The sequence below is a fragment of the Methylobacterium sp. Leaf91 genome (genome assembly GCF_001422815.1).
Lineage (GTDB): Bacteria > Pseudomonadota > Alphaproteobacteria > Rhizobiales > Beijerinckiaceae > Methylobacterium.
This window is the reverse complement of record NZ_LMMP01000001.1, coordinates 150,924-166,880: the sequence shown is the minus strand read 5'-3', so window position 1 is coordinate 166,880 and position 15,957 is coordinate 150,924. Positions and strand designations below refer to the sequence as shown.

The 15,957-nt window shown below is 68.6% G+C and carries 14 protein-coding genes and 1 pseudogene; 9 read left to right on the top strand and 6 right to left on the bottom strand.

Annotated features, from left to right (window positions below):
* Positions 1 to 6 precede the first annotated feature (6 nt).
* Positions 7 to 384: a LysR family transcriptional regulator gene (locus tag ASF32_RS00790; RefSeq protein ID WP_056422226.1), complete on the bottom strand. Its 378-nt coding sequence runs from the start codon at positions 382 to 384 to the stop codon at positions 7 to 9.
* Between the two features lie 211 nt (positions 385 to 595).
* Between ASF32_RS00790 and modA the strand changes: the two genes are divergently transcribed.
* The 6 genes from modA (at position 596) to ASF32_RS00760 (ending at position 5,678) form a co-directional block, all read left to right on the top strand.
* Positions 596 to 1,396 carry a molybdate ABC transporter substrate-binding protein gene (gene modA, locus ASF32_RS00785; protein ID WP_056422223.1) on the top strand — a complete coding sequence of 267 codons (801 nt, stop codon included), beginning with the start codon at positions 596 to 598 and terminating at the stop codon, positions 1,394 to 1,396.
* Positions 1,397 to 1,404: 8 nt separating this feature from the next.
* A complete protein-coding gene (locus tag ASF32_RS00780; protein ID WP_056422220.1) occupies positions 1,405 to 1,614 on the top strand; it encodes a molybdopterin-binding protein in 210 nt (69 codons plus the stop codon).
* Between the two features lie 88 nt (positions 1,615 to 1,702).
* Positions 1,703 to 1,921: a hypothetical protein gene (locus tag ASF32_RS26220; protein WP_244478202.1), complete on the top strand. Its 219-nt coding sequence runs from the start codon at positions 1,703 to 1,705 to the stop codon at positions 1,919 to 1,921.
* A 547-nt stretch (positions 1,922 to 2,468) separates the two neighbouring features.
* Complete coding sequence (locus ASF32_RS00770; RefSeq protein WP_056422217.1) at positions 2,469 to 3,827, top strand: PLP-dependent transferase; 1,359 nt, start codon at positions 2,469 to 2,471, stop codon at positions 3,825 to 3,827.
* A gap of 2 nt (positions 3,828 to 3,829) precedes the next feature.
* Positions 3,830 to 4,891, top strand: a complete 1,062-nt coding sequence (locus tag ASF32_RS00765; protein ID WP_056422213.1) for an isopenicillin N synthase family oxygenase — start codon at positions 3,830 to 3,832, stop codon at positions 4,889 to 4,891.
* A gap of 160 nt (positions 4,892 to 5,051) precedes the next feature.
* Complete coding sequence (locus ASF32_RS00760; protein WP_056422210.1) at positions 5,052 to 5,678, top strand: carbonic anhydrase; 627 nt, start codon at positions 5,052 to 5,054, stop codon at positions 5,676 to 5,678.
* A 298-nt stretch (positions 5,679 to 5,976) separates the two neighbouring features.
* Here ASF32_RS00760 and ASF32_RS00755 read toward each other — a convergent pair whose 3' ends face one another.
* From ASF32_RS00755 to ASF32_RS00735, 5 genes are all read right to left on the bottom strand, one after another.
* Positions 5,977 to 7,137, bottom strand: a complete 1,161-nt coding sequence (locus tag ASF32_RS00755; RefSeq protein WP_056422208.1) for a VWA domain-containing protein — start codon at positions 7,135 to 7,137, stop codon at positions 5,977 to 5,979.
* Positions 7,134 to 9,452 (bottom strand): DUF5682 family protein, encoded by a 2,319-nt coding sequence (locus tag ASF32_RS00750; RefSeq protein ID WP_056422205.1) that lies wholly within the window; start codon positions 9,450 to 9,452, stop codon positions 7,134 to 7,136. Before ASF32_RS00750 ends, ASF32_RS00755 begins: the two co-directional genes overlap by 4 nt.
* A 226-nt stretch (positions 9,453 to 9,678) precedes the next feature.
* On the bottom strand, positions 9,679 to 10,779 hold the full coding sequence (locus ASF32_RS00745; protein WP_056422201.1) for an AAA family ATPase: 1,101 nt from the start codon (positions 10,777 to 10,779) through the stop codon (positions 9,679 to 9,681).
* A 3-nt stretch (positions 10,780 to 10,782) separates the two neighbouring features.
* On the bottom strand, positions 10,783 to 12,330 hold the full coding sequence (locus ASF32_RS00740) for a DUF5691 domain-containing protein (protein WP_056422199.1): 1,548 nt from the start codon (positions 12,328 to 12,330) through the stop codon (positions 10,783 to 10,785).
* Complete coding sequence (locus tag ASF32_RS00735) at positions 12,330 to 13,685, bottom strand: SWIM zinc finger family protein (protein ID WP_056422195.1); 1,356 nt, start codon at positions 13,683 to 13,685, stop codon at positions 12,330 to 12,332. The genes ASF32_RS00740 and ASF32_RS00735 overlap by 1 nt, the downstream gene beginning before the upstream one ends.
* Positions 13,686 to 14,263: 578 nt before the next feature.
* Between ASF32_RS00735 and ASF32_RS00730 the strand changes: the two genes are divergently transcribed.
* From ASF32_RS00730 to ASF32_RS26215, 3 genes and pseudogenes are all read left to right on the top strand, one after another.
* Positions 14,264 to 14,458 (top strand): hypothetical protein, encoded by a 195-nt coding sequence (locus tag ASF32_RS00730; protein WP_056422192.1) that lies wholly within the window; start codon positions 14,264 to 14,266, stop codon positions 14,456 to 14,458.
* Between the two features lie 332 nt (positions 14,459 to 14,790).
* On the top strand, positions 14,791 to 15,405 hold the full coding sequence (locus ASF32_RS00725; RefSeq protein WP_162239881.1) for a M10 family metallopeptidase C-terminal domain-containing protein: 615 nt from the start codon (positions 14,791 to 14,793) through the stop codon (positions 15,403 to 15,405).
* A gap of 323 nt (positions 15,406 to 15,728) precedes the next feature.
* Positions 15,729 to 15,842, top strand: a pseudogene (locus ASF32_RS26215) (IS110 family transposase); the annotation flags it as partial.
* Positions 15,843 to 15,957 lie beyond the last annotated feature (115 nt).

Here is a 15,957-nt window from a genome sequence, read left to right as displayed (position 1 = left end):
GCCCCCTCATCCGGTGCGTTCGACGGGCGCTCCCTCGCCGTCGCCGGGCGTGACCGTTCCTGCGTCCAGCCCGTTCAGGAACGGCGCGGCAGCCTCGGCCGCCGCCGCCTCGATGGCGCGGTAAGCGCGGACCAGATCGGTACCGAAGGCTGTCAGCCGCGCGCCGCCGCCGCTCCTGCCGCCGATCTGGACCTCCACCATCGGCCGGCCGAAGCCGGCGTTCAGCGCCTCGGTGAGCGTCCAAGCCCGCCTGTAGGACATGCCGATGGCCCGTCCTGCCGCCGAGATCGAGCCATGTTCGGCGATCATTTCGAGGAGCTGGATCTTGCCCGGACCGATGCGGTTCCCGGGCTTGAGATCGACCCGGATGCTCAACCTCGCCATCTGCCCGCCTCTTCCCCGCCCGCCGCCCCGGACCCGTTCCAACGAGGGTCGACGATAGGCCCAATGGCGGGCCGTTTCGACCGCACGCGCCGGGCGGTCGGACCTTGAGCGATCGATATGTCGGGATGTATATAGCGCTGCGCCGGGTTATCGTAGATGCGGCCGCCTGACGGCCGTCCCTTTACTGTGCGCCTTCGAGAGACGATCCGTCATGCTCACCGCCCTCCGTGCCCTGGTCCTCGCCGGCTCCGTCATCCTAGCCCCCGTTATCCTCGTCTCGGCCGCCCGGGCGGCCGAGACGGCCACGGTCTTCGCCGCCGCGAGCCTGAAGAACGCCCTCGACAATGCCGGCAAGGCCTTCACCGCCAGGAGCGGCATCGCGGTGAAGGCGAGCTACGCCGCGTCCTCGGCCCTGGCGCGGCAGATCGAATCCGGTGCGCCGGCCGATCTGTTCGCCTCGGCGGATCTCGAATGGATGGACTACCTCGCACAGAAGAACCTCATCCGTCCCGAGACCCGCGTGAACCTGCTCGGCAACCGCATCGTCGTCATCGCGCCGAAGGACGCCGCGACCGCCGACCTGCCGTTCACCGCCGAGGGCTTTTCCGCCGCACTCGGACCCGAGGGGCGTCTCGCCACCGGCGAGGTCAATTCGGTGCCCATCGGCAAATACGCGAAAGCCGCTTTCGAGAAGCTCGGCCTGTGGGGACGACTGCAGCCGCGCCTCGCCCAGGCCGACAACGTGCGAGCCGCATTGCTCCTGGTCTCGCGCGGTGAAGCGCCGCTGGGCGTGGTCTACGAGAGCGACGCCAGATCCGATCCGGGCGTGAAGATCGTGGGCGTGTTTCCGCCGGACAGCCATCCACCGGTCGTGTACCCCTTCGCCGTCACGGCCGAAGCCAAGGGGGAGGGGGCGGCGAAATTCCTCGCCTTCCTGAAGAGCGCCGAGGCGAGGCCGTTCTTCGAGGCGCAGGGCTTCACGCTCCTCGGCTCCAACGCAGCAAAACCATAGGAAACGTCATGAAGATCAGCGCGCGCAACACCCTCAAGGGCAAGATCGTCGCCGTCGAGAAGGGCGCGACCACCGCCCATGTGAAGATCGAGATTGCCGACGGCACGGTCGTCACCGCCTCGATCACCAATGAATCGGTGGATGCGCTCGGCCTCGCCGTGGGCGGCGAAGCCTATGCCGTCGTCAAATCCTCCGACGTGATGATCGCCGTCGACTGAGCGATCCCATCCGCCTCATCCTGGCCGGCACCTTCGTTCCGCAGGGAGAGGCGGTCCCCCGCAGGGGCGGGGAGGGGGAGGTGACGCCGTGGCCCTGAACTTCACCCGGATGGGACCTGCCACCTGGGTCGCGCGGATCGACCATATCACCCTCTACCTCGGCGGCGAGGTCAGCTACGCCCAGGCTGGTCTGGCGACCAAGGTCGGAGCCTCGCTCCCGGCCGTGCGGGACGCGGCCTCGGCCTCGGCCTATCTCGACCTGTTCGTGGACAGGACGAAAGCCTCCGGCCGCCCAGACGAGCCATAGTGGCTGGACGAGATCGAGTTCCGCGACCCCGCCGGGGAGGGCGGTGCCGCCTACGCACTCCATTTCACCCTGAACGGTGACGATGGCGGGTTGTGGGCGGTCGAGATGCGGGCCTTCGAGGACGAGCACCGCCCTTTCCGGTTCGAGCGACGCCAGGGGTGAGGGGCGGGCCGGATTGGCAGTAGGGAGTCCATCGACGGTCCACGCCGTCTTGGCCTTACCCGCGCATCGGCGGTGGTAGGCGGGCTCATGCCGGGTTTGAACGGTCTCTTCTTCCTCTCACCCTCGCGGCCGAAGACTTTGTGTCGATCCACCTCGAAAATCGAAATTCCATTTCGTTGACAGGGACGGTCCGTGCCTCATGATACGGACGTCATCTTGAGCAGTCGCCGAGCGGCATAGTCGAAACCCGGAATAGACTTCATCTTCGACGGAACTGTAGTTCCGATCATTCCGGTCGATGCCGGGATCACGCCGCTTCTGCGAAGCGGTGACCGATATCCCTTGGCCAATGCCCCCGCCTCTTTCCCTTTCCCGGAGCCACCCCATGTCCAACCAGAACACGACGCCCAAGTCGCCCCGGCCCAAATCGCCCCGGCCCGCCTCGCTTCACCCCGAGACGATCGCTCTGCATGCGGGCTGGCGCGCCGATCCGACCACGGGCTCGGTGGCGGTGCCGATCCACCAGACCACCTCGTTCCAGTTCCGCGACACGGCCCATGCCGAGAACCTGTTCGCCTTGAAGGAACTCGGCCACCTCTACACCCGTGTGACGAATCCCACCGTCGACGTGCTGGAGCAGCGCCTCGCCGCCCTCGAAGGCGGGGCGGCGGCGCTGGCGCTGGCGTCGGGCCAGGCGGCCTCCGCCCTGTCGGTGCAGAACCTCGCGCGGGTGGGCGACAACATCGTCGCCTCCACCGACCTCTATGGCGGCACCTGGAACCTCTTCGCCAACACGCTGGCCGAGCAGGGAATCGAGGTTCGCTTCGTCGATCCGGCCGACCCGGAGAATTTCCGCCGCGCCACCGACGACCGCACCCGCGCCTATTACGGCGAGACGCTGGCCAACCCGAAACTCGCGGTCTTCCCCATCGCGGAGGTGGCCGAGATCGGCCGGAGCTTCGGCATCCCGCTCATCGTCGACAACACCGCCGCGCCGCTCCTGGCGCGCCCGTTCGACCATGGCGCGGCGATCGTGGTCTATTCCACCACCAAGTATCTCGGCGGCCACGGCATCGCCATCGGCGGCGCCATCATCGATGGCGGTCGGTTCGACTGGACGGCCAACCCCCAGCGCCAGCCGGCCCTCAACACCCCCGATCCGAGCTATCACGGCGCAGTCTGGACCGAGGCGGCCAAGCCCCTCGGGCCCATCGCCTATATCCTGCGCGCCCGGGTCCGGCTGCTACGCGACCTCGGCCCGTCCGTCTCGCCGCTCAATGCCTTCCTCACCCTGCAGGGGCTGGAGACCGTGGCCCTGCGGATCGAGCGCCACAGCCGCAACGCGCAGGCCGTGGTCGATTACCTCGCCGCACGGCCCGAGATCGAGCGGGTCATCCACCCCTCGCACGCCACCGGCAAAGCGCGCGAGCGGGCGGAACGATACCTCAAGGGCGGCTATGGCGGCCTCGTCGGGTTCGAACTCGCGGCCGGGCGAGAGGCCGGCCGGCACTTCATCGAGGCCCTGTCGCTGTTCTATCACGTGGCCAATATCGGCGATGCCCGCAGCCTCGCGATCCATCCGGCCAGCACCACGCATTCGCAATTGTCCCCCGCCGACCAGCGCGCCACCGGCGTGTCCGACGGCTATGTCCGCCTTTCCATCGGCCTCGAACATATCGACGACATCCTGGCCGATCTCGACCAGGCCCTGGCCTCGGTCGGGTCCTTCGCGAAAGCCGCCTGACCATGGCGGCTTCCCCGCTGGCTTCGTGGGCGGCACCGGAATCCTCTGCTTCCGCCGCCTCGATCCCCCGTCTCGACCTGCGCCGGCTGGATGCCGGACCGGCCGAGCGGGAGGCCTTCCTGGCCGAGCTGCGTGATGCCGCCCGCGATGTCGGCTTCTTTCACCTCGTCGGCCACGGCATTCCGGCGGCGGAGATCGCCGAGGTCCGGGCCCTAGCCCGGCGCTTCTTCGCCCTGCCCCTCCCGGAGAAACAGGCCGTTGCGATGGTGCGCTCGCCGCATTTTCGCGGCTACACGGCGGCCGGACGCGAGATCACGCGGGGCGCGCCGGATTGGCGCGAGCAGTTCGATGTCGGCGCCGAGCGCGAGGCCCTGCCGCAAACCGCAGCCTCGCCCCCCTGGAGCCGTCTGCAGGGCCCCAACCAATGGCCGGTCGGCCTGCCCGAACTCCGCGTCGGCCTGCTGCGCTGGCAGGCGGCGGTGACGCAGCTCGGCATCCGCCTGCTGCGCGCCTTCGCCCTCGCCTTGGGTCAGCCGGAGGACGTGTTCGCCCCGATCTACCAGGGCGCGCCGAACCAGCACATCAAGATCATCCGCTATCCCGGCCGTGAGGCCACGCAGGGAGAGCAGGGCGTCGGCGCCCACAAGGATAGCGGCTTCCTCACGCTGCTGGTCCAGGACGGGCAGAGCGGCCTCGAAGTCGAGGGGCGGGACGGCTGGATCGCCGCCGAGCCGGTGGAGGGGAGCTTCGTCGTCAATATCGGCGAACTCCTCGAACTCGCCTCCAACGGCTACCTGCGGGCCACGATCCACCGGGTCGTCACCCCGCCGGCGGGGCGCGACCGCCTCTCGGTCGCGTTCTTCCTCGGCGCCCGCCACGACGCCACCGTTCCCTTGCTCGATTTGCCGCCCGACCTCGCCGCAGAGGCGCGCGGCCCGGCGAGCGACCCCGACAACCCGCTCTTCCACGAGGTCGGCCGCAACTACCTCAAGGGCCGCCTGCGCTCCCATCCCGACGTGGCGGCGCGGTTCTACGGCGACCTCGCCGTGACGGGGGGCGCATGATCGGCGGCCCCCGGCGCGTGATCTCCGGCCTGCTGAACGCGCTCCTCCGCGGTCCGCCCTGGCACGGCGACAGTCCGCGCGGCACCCCTGACGCCGCTCATCTCGGCGGTGTCGCCGCCATGTTCAGCCACGCCACCTTCCTCACCGAGGTTTCCCCTCCATGGCAGCCGACATCGCCGTCTCCGACCCGGAGCCACAGGCCTATCGAGACATCCGCGCGGCCAACGACCGCTACGCGGAGAGCTTCGACAAGGGCGACCTCGCCCTTCCGCCGGCCCGCCGCTTCGCCATCCTGACCTGCATGGACGCGCGCCTCGATCCGGCGAAATATGCCGGCCTCGGGGAAGGCGACGCCCACGTCATCCGCAATGCCGGCGGGCGGGCCAGCGACGACGCCATCCGCTCCCTGGTGATCTCCCACAAGCTCCTTGGCACCGAGGCGTTCTTCGTGATCCACCACACCGATTGCGGGATGGAGCTGTTCACCGATGCCGTCATCGGCGACCTCCTCGCCGACAGTCTCGACACGGCGAACTTCGACGGCACGGTCTGGTCGAACCCGCATCATGGCGGCGGCTCGCCGGCCGGCTACGCCATCGACTGGCTGACCATCCCCGAGCAGAGCCATGCCGTCACCTCGGACGTCCGGCGCATCCGCGCGCATCCCCTCGTGCCGAGCCGCATCCCGATCTTCGGTTTCGTCTACGATGTCGCCACGGGGCGCCTGAACGAGATCGCCGCAGCCAGCCAAGCCGGCCGGCCCACGCCGCCGCTCCATCTCGGGTAGGGGGAACTCCATGAGACGTGCCTTGTGGCCGATCCGCTCCCGCTCCCGCCGGATGCTGAAACGCAGGCTGCGGAGGGCGAGGGCGTTCCACCCGGCCCTGCTTCGCGAGCGAACCAGGCTCCCGGCCGAGGTGTCGGCCGACGAAACAGCTTCGGATTAGATGCGTCCCGCTCAAAGCCCTTTTGATCGGATGTCTCAGCGGATGCTCATGCCAAAGTCGATCGTCTGCCAAAGTCGATCATCCAAGCAGACCTCCTCATCTTGAGGTAACGCCCTGGACAACAACTCAAACAAGCTCTCAGCCGGGCGCGCCCGCCGCCGGGATCGCCGCGATGCCGGCTGAGGCGGCCCAGGCCGTGAGTTCCGATTTGCGGATCGCCGCCGCCATCAGGTCGGGGAACAGGTCTGGCGTGCAGGCGAAGGCGGGCACGCCCAACGCGGCGAGCCGGCCCGCCAGCGCCCGGTCGTAAGACGGCGCGCCCTCGTCGGACAGGGCCAGCAGCGCCACCACCTGCACGCCCGACGCCACCATCCGCTGCGCGCGCGCCAGGAGCCCGGCCTCGACGCCGCCCTCGTAGAGGTCCGAGATCAGGACAAGGATCGTGTCCTCGGGGCGGGTGATGCGGGATTCGCAATAGCCCATCGCCCGGTTGATGTCGGTGCCGCCGCCGAGCTGGACCGAGAACAGCACCTCCACCGGGTCTTCCAACTCGTCGGAGAGATCCACCACCTCTGTGTCGAACACCACCAGCCGGGTGGTCACCGCCGGGAGTGAGGCCATCACCGCGCCGAAGATGCTCGAATAGACGACCGAACTCGCCATCGAGCCGGATTGGTCGATGCACAGGATCACGTCCTTGAGGCTGGCGCGCTGGCGCCGGCCATGGCCGAACCGGGTCTCGGGGATGATGGTGCGATACTCGGCTTGGTAATGGCGCAGGTTGGCCCGAATGGTCCGGTTCCAGTCGATCTCCGCATGGCGCGGGCGCCGGTTCACGCTGGCGCGATCGATGGCTCCGGTCACCGCCTGGCGCAGGGGTTCTTCGAGCTTGCGCATCAGGGCCTCCACCACCTTGCGCACCACGAGGCGGGCGGTGTCCTTGGTCTTGCCGCCGAGCAGCCCGCGCATGGAGATCAGGGTCGAGACGAGGGCGACGTCGGGGACCACCGCCTCCAGCATCTCGGGCTCGGTGAGCATGCGTTTGAGGTCGAGGCGCTCGAAGGCGTCGCGCTGCATCACCTGCACTACGGAGGCCGGGAAATAGTCGCGGATGTCGCCGAGCCAGCGCGGCACGGAGGGGGAGGAGGCACCGAGGCTGCCCTTCCGGTCGGAATCGTAAAGGGCGCCGAGCGCCCGGTCGATGCCGACATCGCGGCCCGACAGGCCGCAGCCGGTGCCGTCCGCCGCGCCCCCGCCGAGGACGAGGCGCCAGCGGCGCAGGCGCTCGGTGTCGCTCATGGCGTGTCCTCCGTCGTCTCGTCCCCACTCGGCGCCAGGAGAAGGCGCAGGATCGGCAGCACCCTGGCGGCGCGTTCGGCATCGAGGATGCGGCCCGATCCTTCTTCGTCGGAAACACCCGTCCCATGGCGGTTCAAAGCCTCGCCGATGGCGCGTCGCTCGCCCTGCGAGATCGTCGCGAAGGTGCGTCGCAGGAGGGGCAGCAATTCGGCAAAGAGCGTCCCGTCGAGGCCGGCGAGCCATTCGTCGAGGACCGCGAGCAGGGTGCCGCCGTGGATCAGGACCGTGCCGCTCTCCTCCAGGAACCCCTCGATCCAGGCGGCGGCCGCCACCGTGCCGGATGCGCGGGACAAAGCGAGGCGAAGCCGGTCGCCGGCCTGCTCCGCATCGAGGGCCCGGTCGTCGAACAGCAGTCGCACGGCGCGTCCGACGACGCGGCCATGCACATGGCTCTGGTCGGCCAGGCCGTGAAGGGCCTCCTGCCAGACCGCCTTCAGGTCGGGCTCCTCCAACAGCGAGATCGCGGCATGGACGCCGACGATCCGCGCCTTGGCGGCGCTCGCTGCATCGTCGTCGAGGCTCTGGCAGGCCGCCGTCAGTCCTGCGGCGGCGCGGGGCACGAGCCCGCGCACCACGCCCAGCACCGGCTCCGTGTCCGAAGAGCGTACCGAGCCGTAGCGCGCCAGTTCGGCCAGGGGCGGCAGCGCCTCCATGAGGTCGAACACGTCCGCCGAGACTGCGGCGCGGTCGTTGAGGGCGCGGATCACGTCGTCCGTGGCTCCGGCGAGATCGGCGTCGAGGAGCGTGCCGATGAGGCCCGACAGCTCCGCGACGCGGGTCGCCTCGCGGGCCCGCCTGCGCACCCGGCTGCCGGCGGCCTCGGCCACCGTGCCGCCATCGGCGGAGGCGGCGACTAGATCCACCACCCATTCGGGCTGCCAGGACAGGAACCACGCCTCCTTGAAGGTGCCGCGCCCGCGCGCCTGCTGACGCCGGCCCCAGGGGATGCCGATGAGATGGAGCCGGTTGAGGAAATGACTGCGGGCGAGGTCGTTCTCCTTGCGCAGGTCGAGGATGAGTTCGCCCGCGACCGCCTCCGGCTTTAGGCGCAGGCTTTTGCAGGTCGCGGCGAAATCTGCCTCCACCGGCGTGCCGGGACTATCCGGTGGGGTCGCGCCCAGGCGCTCGCCGATGACGAGCTTGCGCCGGATCAGGGCCATCGGCGCCGGATCGGCGAAGCACAGGGTCGCCTGCGCTGCCTCGTGCAGGTCGTCGAGGGAGGGGCGTGCCCGGCCCCGGAACCCGGCCAGCGCCTCGGCGAGACGGGCTGCCTCGATCACGGAGGCCGGCGAGGCGTCGAGGTCTTCCGCGCGGAGCAGGGCCGCCGCGCGAGCGAGCCACCGCGCTGCGACACGGCCCTCGTGGTTCCACAGGGTGTCGTACCATTCGGGCGAGAGTACCCCGGCCCGGTAGCCGCTGGCTGTGGCGAGGCGCTCGTATGACCAGGGCGCCCAGGCCGCGGCGACCTTGGTCCGAGGCAGTCCCTTCAGGGTCGCCGCGTCGAGGCCGACCTGTCCCTTGGCATCGTGGCGCGCCAGCGCCGGGGCGTGCCAGGCGCCGCAGATCACGGCGATGCGGGCAAAATCCTCCCGTGCCGCCTTGCGGAGGCAGGTGCGCATATGCGCTTCGCGCGCCTCCTCGCGAAACGCGTCCCCGTCGGCGTCCTGGCCGGGAGCGGTCTCCGCGCCCTCGCGCAGGGCCGTCATGGCCTCTTGGATCGCCGCGAACACGTCGCCATCCTCGCCCGTGCGGCTCTCGACGAAGGCATCCCACCAGCGCTCGCCATCGGGGAAACCCGCGACCTCGGCCAGTTCGCCGAGGGGATCGCGCCGAACGGCGACGGAGGGCGCCTCGCTCGCCTCGGCGGGCTCAGGCGTATCGAGCTCGGCCGGGGCCGTCTCGCTTTCGGGCGCCTCCCCCCTCGTTTCGAACCCGTCGGCGAGCTGGATCGCGTGCGGCAGGTCGATGAAACGCAGGGTCGCCCCATGGTCGAGGCCATGCCGCATGGCCACCCATTCGGGCGAGAAGGCCGCGAAGGGGAAGAAGGCGCAGGTCTGCGGCCGGTCCGCCCGGTAGACGAGCAGCGCCACCGGCGGTGTCATCGCCGGATCGGCGACGAGCGGGATCAGGGCGTCTGCATCCGGCGGCCCTTCGATGAGCAGGCAATCGGGCCGGAACGCATCGAGGGCCGCGCGCAGCGAGCGGGCCGAGCCCGGCCCGTGGTGGCGGATGCCGAAGATCCGAACCTCAGGCATCGCGGCCGGGGGTGGTGGGACGAAGGCTCATGGCACGCTCGTTACTCTTGGGTGGGGTGTCGCGGTGGATGGCGCGCGGGGCTTTCCCTCCCCCCTCTGCGGGGGAGGGTGGCCCTCGCGTGAGCGAGGGTCGGGAGAGGGGAGCGCCGTATCCGGAGAGGTCGCCCCCTCTCCCGCCTGCTCCGCAGGCACCCTCCCCCGCAGAGGGGGGAGGGTGAGAACGCCCTCACGCGCTCTCGCGGGCGGCGCGGTAGAAGTCCTTCCACTCCGACCGTTCCTTCACGACGGTCTCGAGATATTCGCGCCAGACGATGGCGTCCTGCACCGGATCCTTGATCACCGCGCCACTGATGCCGGAGACGAGGTCGTGGGCCGAGAGGTGGCCGTTGCCGAAATGCGCGGCCAGCGCCAGCCCGCTGCCGACGACGCTGATCGCCTCGGCCGTGGAGAGCGTGCTGGACGGCTGCTTGACCTTGCTCTTGCCGTCCGCGGTCACGCCTTCCCGCAACTCGCGGAAGATGGTGACGACGCGGCGAATCTGGTCGGCGCCGGGCGGTTCGGCGGGGATTTCGAAGGCGCGCCCGAGGGCGGCCACGCGGGTCTCGACAATGGCGATCTCGGCCTCGATCGTGGCCGGCGAGGGCAGCACCACGGTGTTGAAGCGCCGCTTCAACGCGCTCGACAACTCGTTGACGCCGCGATCCCGGTTGTTGGCGGTGGCGATGAGGTTGAAGCCCCGCGCGGCGGCGATCTCCTCGTTGAGTTCCGGGATCGGCAGGGTCTTCTCGGAGAGGATCGTGATGAAGCTGTCCTGCGTCTCGGAGGGGATGCGGGTCAATTCCTCCACGCGGGCGATTTTGCCTTCCTCCATGGCGCGCACGATCGGGCTCGCCACCACCGCCTCGCGGCTCGGCCCCTTGGCCAGCAGTAGAGCGTAGTTCCAGCCGTAGCGGATGGATTCCTCGCTGGTGCCGGCGGTGCCCTGCACGATGAGGCGGGAGGTGCCGCAGATCGCGGCGGCCAGATGCTCGCTGACCCAGCTCTTGGCGGTGCCCGGCGTACCGAGAAGAAGGAGCGCCCGGTCGGTGGCCAGCGTCGCCACCGCCACCTCCATCAGGCGCCGGTCGCCGATGTATTTCGGCGTGACCTCGAAACCGGAGCCGAGCCGCCCGCCCATGAGGTAGGTGACGACCGCCTGCGGCGAGAGCAGCCAGTTCGGCGGGCGCGGCCTGTCATCGACGCCGCGCAGCGACTCCAACTCCTCGGCGAAGGCATCCTCGGCGGCCCGGCGCAGCTGCGTCGTCTTGGTTCCGTTGATCTGGCTCATGCCTCAGGCGAACTCCCGTCTGATGGTGGCGCGCAAAGCGAGGGTTTCGGCGAAGTCCTCGATCTGCCGGCGCAGGTTGTCCTCGGCCTCGTCCGGCAGCCGGGCGAGGATGGCGGCAGCCGATGCCGCGTGGTCCTCGTCGGGCCAGGCCCGTTCGGCGAGGCGGGTGAGCAGGTAAGCGGAGGCGAGGTCCTGGCGGTCGGATTGCGAGGTCCGCGTCACCGAGGCGAGCCAATCGAGGAGGGCCGCCGTGAAGGCCTCCGACAGGGATGAGGGCGCCTGTCGCAGCAGGGTCAGAATCGTATCGATCTCCCCCTTGCCGAGGAGCTGCGCCACCGTCGCCTCCCATTCCGCATCGGGGAGCGACCGCACGGCGCGGGCCCAGGTCTCACGGAGCGCATCGCCCGGCTCGATGCCGGAGAGGCGCCCGGCCGACGCCTCGGCCAGCACCGACACCATCGTCCGTACCCAGTCGAGGTCGCGCTCGCGGCGCGCGGCGGTGAGAAAACCATCGACGATCTGGATCGCCCATTCGCTGCGCAGGGCCAGTTCGATCCAGAGCCTCGGCGGATGATCGGTGAAGGCGTGGAGGGGAGCGGCGGCGATGACGCTCTCGAGCAGACCGGCCCTCGCGCCGCCGCGCCTCCGCTCGTAGGCGTTCGGCTCGATCCCGTCCCGCGCGAGCGTCGGCGATTCCTCCGGCAGCGTCACCACCAGAGTGTGTTTCGTCCCGCCGAGGAGCTTTCGGCTGCTTTCGACCACGAGCGCGGTTCGGGCCCTCGCCGCCATGCGGGAGGCGAAGAGCGAGTGGGTGAGGCGCGGTAGCAGGACTCTCGCTGCCGCGCGCACGCCGCCCGCGCGATCGTCCAGGCAGGTTTCGAGGAAGGGCGCATCCGCCTCCGACAGGCCGATCTCCAGGATGTAGACGAGGCGCTCGCGCATCTCCGCCTTCTCGGCGCGGAACCCAGCCTCCAGATCGGCGCGGGCTCCTTCGGGATCGCGCAAGCGGAAGTCGGCGAAGGCGGCGTGGCGCTCGGCCGGGCTCGCTTCAGCGCCATCCGGGGCCGAAATCGCCGCCTCGGCGCCTCGGGCGGAACAGGCCGCCTCCAGCCAGGCGAGCTCCTCGCCCGCGACCGCGTCGATGGTCTCGCCCCACTCGCGCCGGTAGGGCGCGAGGGCGGGGAGCAGCCAGGGCGGAGCGCGCATGCCCCGCTCCGCCGCGATCTCGCACCACTCCTTCACGCGGCCCCGCGCCTCCGTGCCCGCGGCGAGGAGCAGCCCGAGCCGCGCCGCCGCTTCGGGTGGGCAGGGACGGCCCTTCGCCTCGTGAGGGCGCGTCGGCGTGAAGGCTTCTGGCGGAAAGCCGCTGCCGGCGAGATGGTGGATGCCCGCGACCGCGACCCGCGCCAGCAGGGTCATGCCCGGCTCTGCGCGCGGCAGCGCACCGGCGACCGTCTCGAGATCGACAGGGGAGGGGGAGCGGTCGGCCCCCAGCAGAGCGGAGACGAGGGCCGACTCCCAATCGTCGGGGGCGGATGCGTCGAGGCTCATCAGGCCGCCCTCACCAGGATCGGCCGGGAATCCTGGGCCGGAACCGCGTAGAGGTGCCCACCGGCCACCATGGCCAGGGGCGTGAGCGCGAACCCGTCATAGAGCCCGAACAGATCGACAGGGCCGCCCGCCGCCACCGCCATCAGAGGGGGAAAATGTGCGGAATCGGCGAGGGTGAAACAGCCGCTGGCGTCACCCGCGCCCATGGCGCCATCCGCGAGATGTCCGAGGCGCAGGCCGGACAGCCGGACCGGCCAGCGGTCGATCCACGGCGCCCGGGCCAGGGCCCCGGCGAAACCGTCGAGGGCCTCGGCGACGCCCGTCGCGCCGGGCAGGGCGAAGGCCTGCGCCGGCCCGGCGCGTCCATCGCGAAAGACCGCCCTGAGCGGCGGATCGCCGGGATGGAAGGCGAGCGCGCCCGAGAAATCCTGCCCCGCCGCCGGGACCGGCGGCAGTGGCGAGCCGGAGGTGCCGTAATCGACCACCTGGGCCATGGCGCCACTCGTGCGTCCGGCGAGCCAGACGGTGCGGGCGGTGAGCTTGTCCTCGTCCTCCACCGTATGGGCGAGGACGGCCCACTCGTCGACGAGACCCGGACGTGCCGCCATCTCCTCGGCGGTCACAGGATAGCCGATGGCCGCGCGGACGCCCGCTGCCTGTTCGGGCGTGAGCCGGTCCAGACGCCGGGCGGCCCGGGCCAGCAGGGACAGGCGGCCGAGAGCGAGGGCAAGGGCCGCCTCCGGACGTGCGGCAGAGCCGGGCGCGGCCGCGATGAGGCCCGGCATGGCCCGCACCCTGCGGGCGAGGCCCGGGGCCTGTCCATCGACGAGGCGTCCTGCCATGCGGTCCCAGAAGGCATAGGGCTCGCGCCGCACCGTCGCGAGACCACGGCGCATCAGGTCGCCGAGCCAGAGATCGAGTTCATCGAGCGCCGCCGAGACCTTGTCCTCGCGGGCCTGACGGCGTTTGGCCTGCGCCTTCTCGTCGACAGGGGCGGAGGCTTGCTGAGACCGCGTTTCGGCGGAGACGGCGCGGCTCTCGCGCCCCCGGATCCAGGCGGCGACCCAATCCGGCGGTTCGGCCTCGGAGATCGGCGCGGCGGCATCCACCAGCATCAGGCCGATTGCGTGTTTGCAGGGGAATTTCCGGCTCGGGCAGGTGCATTTCGAGGCTGGACCGGAGAGATCGGCCACCGTGCGATAAGGGTTCGCTCCGCTTCCCTTGATCTCGCCCCAGACGACGGCGCCTGCCCGCCCGAGCCCGCTCCACTTGGCCGCCTTCGCCTGATCCTGCCCGGCCTTGCGGCTCGACGCATCGGGAGCGAGGTCGAGGATTTGCGCGGAAGTGAGGCTCATATGGCGATGGGACGGCGATTCCGAAGCTGGATGACTCGAGGGAGCCTAGCCGCCCCGAGCCGCAACGCAAGCATAAATCTGTATTTAAAGTTTATAATAAGAATAAAACAAATATTCCTCTGTAAGAAAGAGGCAGCAGAAATGCCGATATATGAGGAAAGCGGCACAGAGGTGTATTTGTCCTCCCTGATGGCAGTGCTCTGGTGTCCGTTCGTCAACGATCAGCAAGCCCGCCGCCGTCACTCGACCTCGAAAGGTGCTCTCGATATCTCAGCTACAGTTTCGTTCGATGGTCGTTTGCGAAGTAAAAGCGATGGTTCGGTATTCCCAAAAAAATCTCCCGGCGGGCCATTCTGGTCTGAGCGCAGCCCGTCCATGACCGGAAGCTCTGTGGGCAGTTTCAACGCTGCGACTTTCTGATCGACGCAGGCGCTGACTTCTGCCGGGAGGTATTTTCGCACTCAGGGGCCTATCTCCGTCGGGCTCGTTCCCTCGGGCGGTAAACCCCGTTCACCGCGACATATGAACCTATCTTCGATCCCGGCGTTCACATTTCTTGTGTTATCGAAGGAGTGGCGATGCTCATTGAAGACTATCGCGAGCCAGCCCGGCCCCGGCCGCGCACTAGGGATCTCAACAGCGCGCTGACCGAGACCACCCGGCGGCGTCTCGGCGAGGAGCTGCAGGCCCTCTACGAGCCCGTCATCGACGAGCCGCTCGACCCTCGCCTTGCCGAGCTCATGAAACAGCTGGAGGCGGACAGGGACCGCTAGATCCTGTCTGGCTAAATCCGGTCCAGGGATCGGGGGTGATCCTGTCGGTGCCGCCCGGTGATTTCCCGGTGGCCGATTTGCTTTCTCCCCATTCGAGCTCCGCCCTAACCCGCACCTTGCCTCTGCCCTCGGTTCAACGCTGTTCGGTCCCTCAACGCGGGAGAGGCTCCGATCTCGTGGCGATCCGGGTTTGAACCGTCGGAGGCCCGGCGGAACGACATCGTCCAGGGTCGGAGCGGACGAGTGTTCCGCAGCCATGACCGATTCTGAATGGCATTCGATGTCGGCGGGGCACCATCCTGCGTCATTCGCCGGTGGAGCGAGGGCTCAAAGTGCCTCGCCGGCCATGTAGTCGATACGAAGACGTCCTGATCGGCGATAGCGGCATTAATATCCTGACGCGCTTGGCCGGTAACGATTTCCTCCGGGGAGTAGGAGCATCCGATACACTGATCGGCGGCGACGGCAATGATAAGCTGGCAGTTACCAATGCACCAGCGCTGGTCGACGGGGTAGATGGGCAGGACAGGCTCCTGCTTCTTGGAGCCGATACTTTCACGTTCACCGACACAAGCTTCAAGAGCATCGAGACGATCTATGTGCGCGGAGCTCTGTCCCTCGATCTGTCGGGCGTGACCGCAGGCACGACGGTCAACCTGCAGAACGCCAAGGATACCTTCGCCACGGTGTCGGGGACAAAGGGGAACGATGTCATCAGGGCCGGCGTGGGTGACACGGTGATCGATGGCGGCACGGGTAACGACAAGCTGTATGCAGCTAGGGGAGCTGATACCTTCATTTTCGAAATGAATTTCGGGAAGGATAACGTCTATGGTTTTGCGAAGGGCTTCGATCATTTCGACGTGTCAGCCTTCGTGAGCAGCTTCGAGGATATCAACCTTACTATGTTGAACAGGGGGGGCGGACACTCTTGTCACGTTCGATGATGTTGCTCTTGTCAACAGTATAATCCTGAGAGATGTTGCTAAGTAATCCTTGAGTGGGGCGGACTTTGGACTCCTGATCTAGTAATATGTCGGTAATTTACTTCTAGAGGGTAGTCTGAATCGTCTTACGAAATGAGGATGTAGGACGGGGCGGAACGAAGCTAGTGGAAGAGATGTCCAGCGACGGCCTGCCGCACGCTGGAGGCGAATAGCGACGATGAAGACCTCGGACGACGCGGCGTTATTTTCCGCCCAGTCCGACGAACCTCGGCGAAGTGCAGATGCTGCCGGCAAGCACAGGCGATGTTCATCATCACTGCATGCCCTTCCACGAGCGCTTGGCCCAGCAAGGCTCACCGAAGAATGTCGCGCAGGCGGCCGTGATGCGAAGGCGACTGGTGACGCTCAGCGCGATCCCTCGCGAATGCACGTCATGATGGCCAATCACCGCTCGACCATCGACGTCGTCGCTCCGCCCCGTCCCTGTGAGTCGTCTGATCCATCGGGAGAATACGATGGCAGCAGACGCGCCTCGTCGTCATCACAGTGTCG

What these genes read in the sequence shown, in the direction of transcription:
- modA (WP_056422223.1), top strand. Translation starts at nt 596, where the DNA reads ATGCTCACCGCCCTCCGTGCCCTGGTCCTCGCCGGCTCCGTCATCCTA.
- ASF32_RS00745 (WP_056422201.1), bottom strand. Translation starts at nt 10,779, where the DNA reads ATGAGCCAGATCAACGGAACCAAGACGACGCAGCTGCGCCGGGCCGCC.
- ASF32_RS00780 (WP_056422220.1), top strand. Translation starts at nt 1,405, where the DNA reads ATGAAGATCAGCGCGCGCAACACCCTCAAGGGCAAGATCGTCGCCGTC.
- ASF32_RS00740 (WP_056422199.1), bottom strand. Translation starts at nt 12,330, where the DNA reads ATGAGCCTCGACGCATCCGCCCCCGACGATTGGGAGTCGGCCCTCGTC.
- ASF32_RS00735 (WP_056422195.1), bottom strand. Translation starts at nt 13,685, where the DNA reads ATGAGCCTCACTTCCGCGCAAATCCTCGACCTCGCTCCCGATGCGTCG.
- ASF32_RS00765 (WP_056422213.1), top strand. Translation starts at nt 3,830, where the DNA reads ATGGCGGCTTCCCCGCTGGCTTCGTGGGCGGCACCGGAATCCTCTGCT.
- ASF32_RS00790 (WP_056422226.1), bottom strand. Translation starts at nt 384, where the DNA reads ATGGCGAGGTTGAGCATCCGGGTCGATCTCAAGCCCGGGAACCGCATC.
- ASF32_RS00760 (WP_056422210.1), top strand. Translation starts at nt 5,052, where the DNA reads ATGGCAGCCGACATCGCCGTCTCCGACCCGGAGCCACAGGCCTATCGA.
- ASF32_RS00770 (WP_056422217.1), top strand. Translation starts at nt 2,469, where the DNA reads ATGTCCAACCAGAACACGACGCCCAAGTCGCCCCGGCCCAAATCGCCC.
- ASF32_RS00730 (WP_056422192.1), top strand. Translation starts at nt 14,264, where the DNA reads ATGCTCATTGAAGACTATCGCGAGCCAGCCCGGCCCCGGCCGCGCACT.
- ASF32_RS00755 (WP_056422208.1), bottom strand. Translation starts at nt 7,137, where the DNA reads ATGAGCGACACCGAGCGCCTGCGCCGCTGGCGCCTCGTCCTCGGCGGG.
- ASF32_RS00750 (WP_056422205.1), bottom strand. Translation starts at nt 9,452, where the DNA reads ATGCCTGAGGTTCGGATCTTCGGCATCCGCCACCACGGGCCGGGCTCG.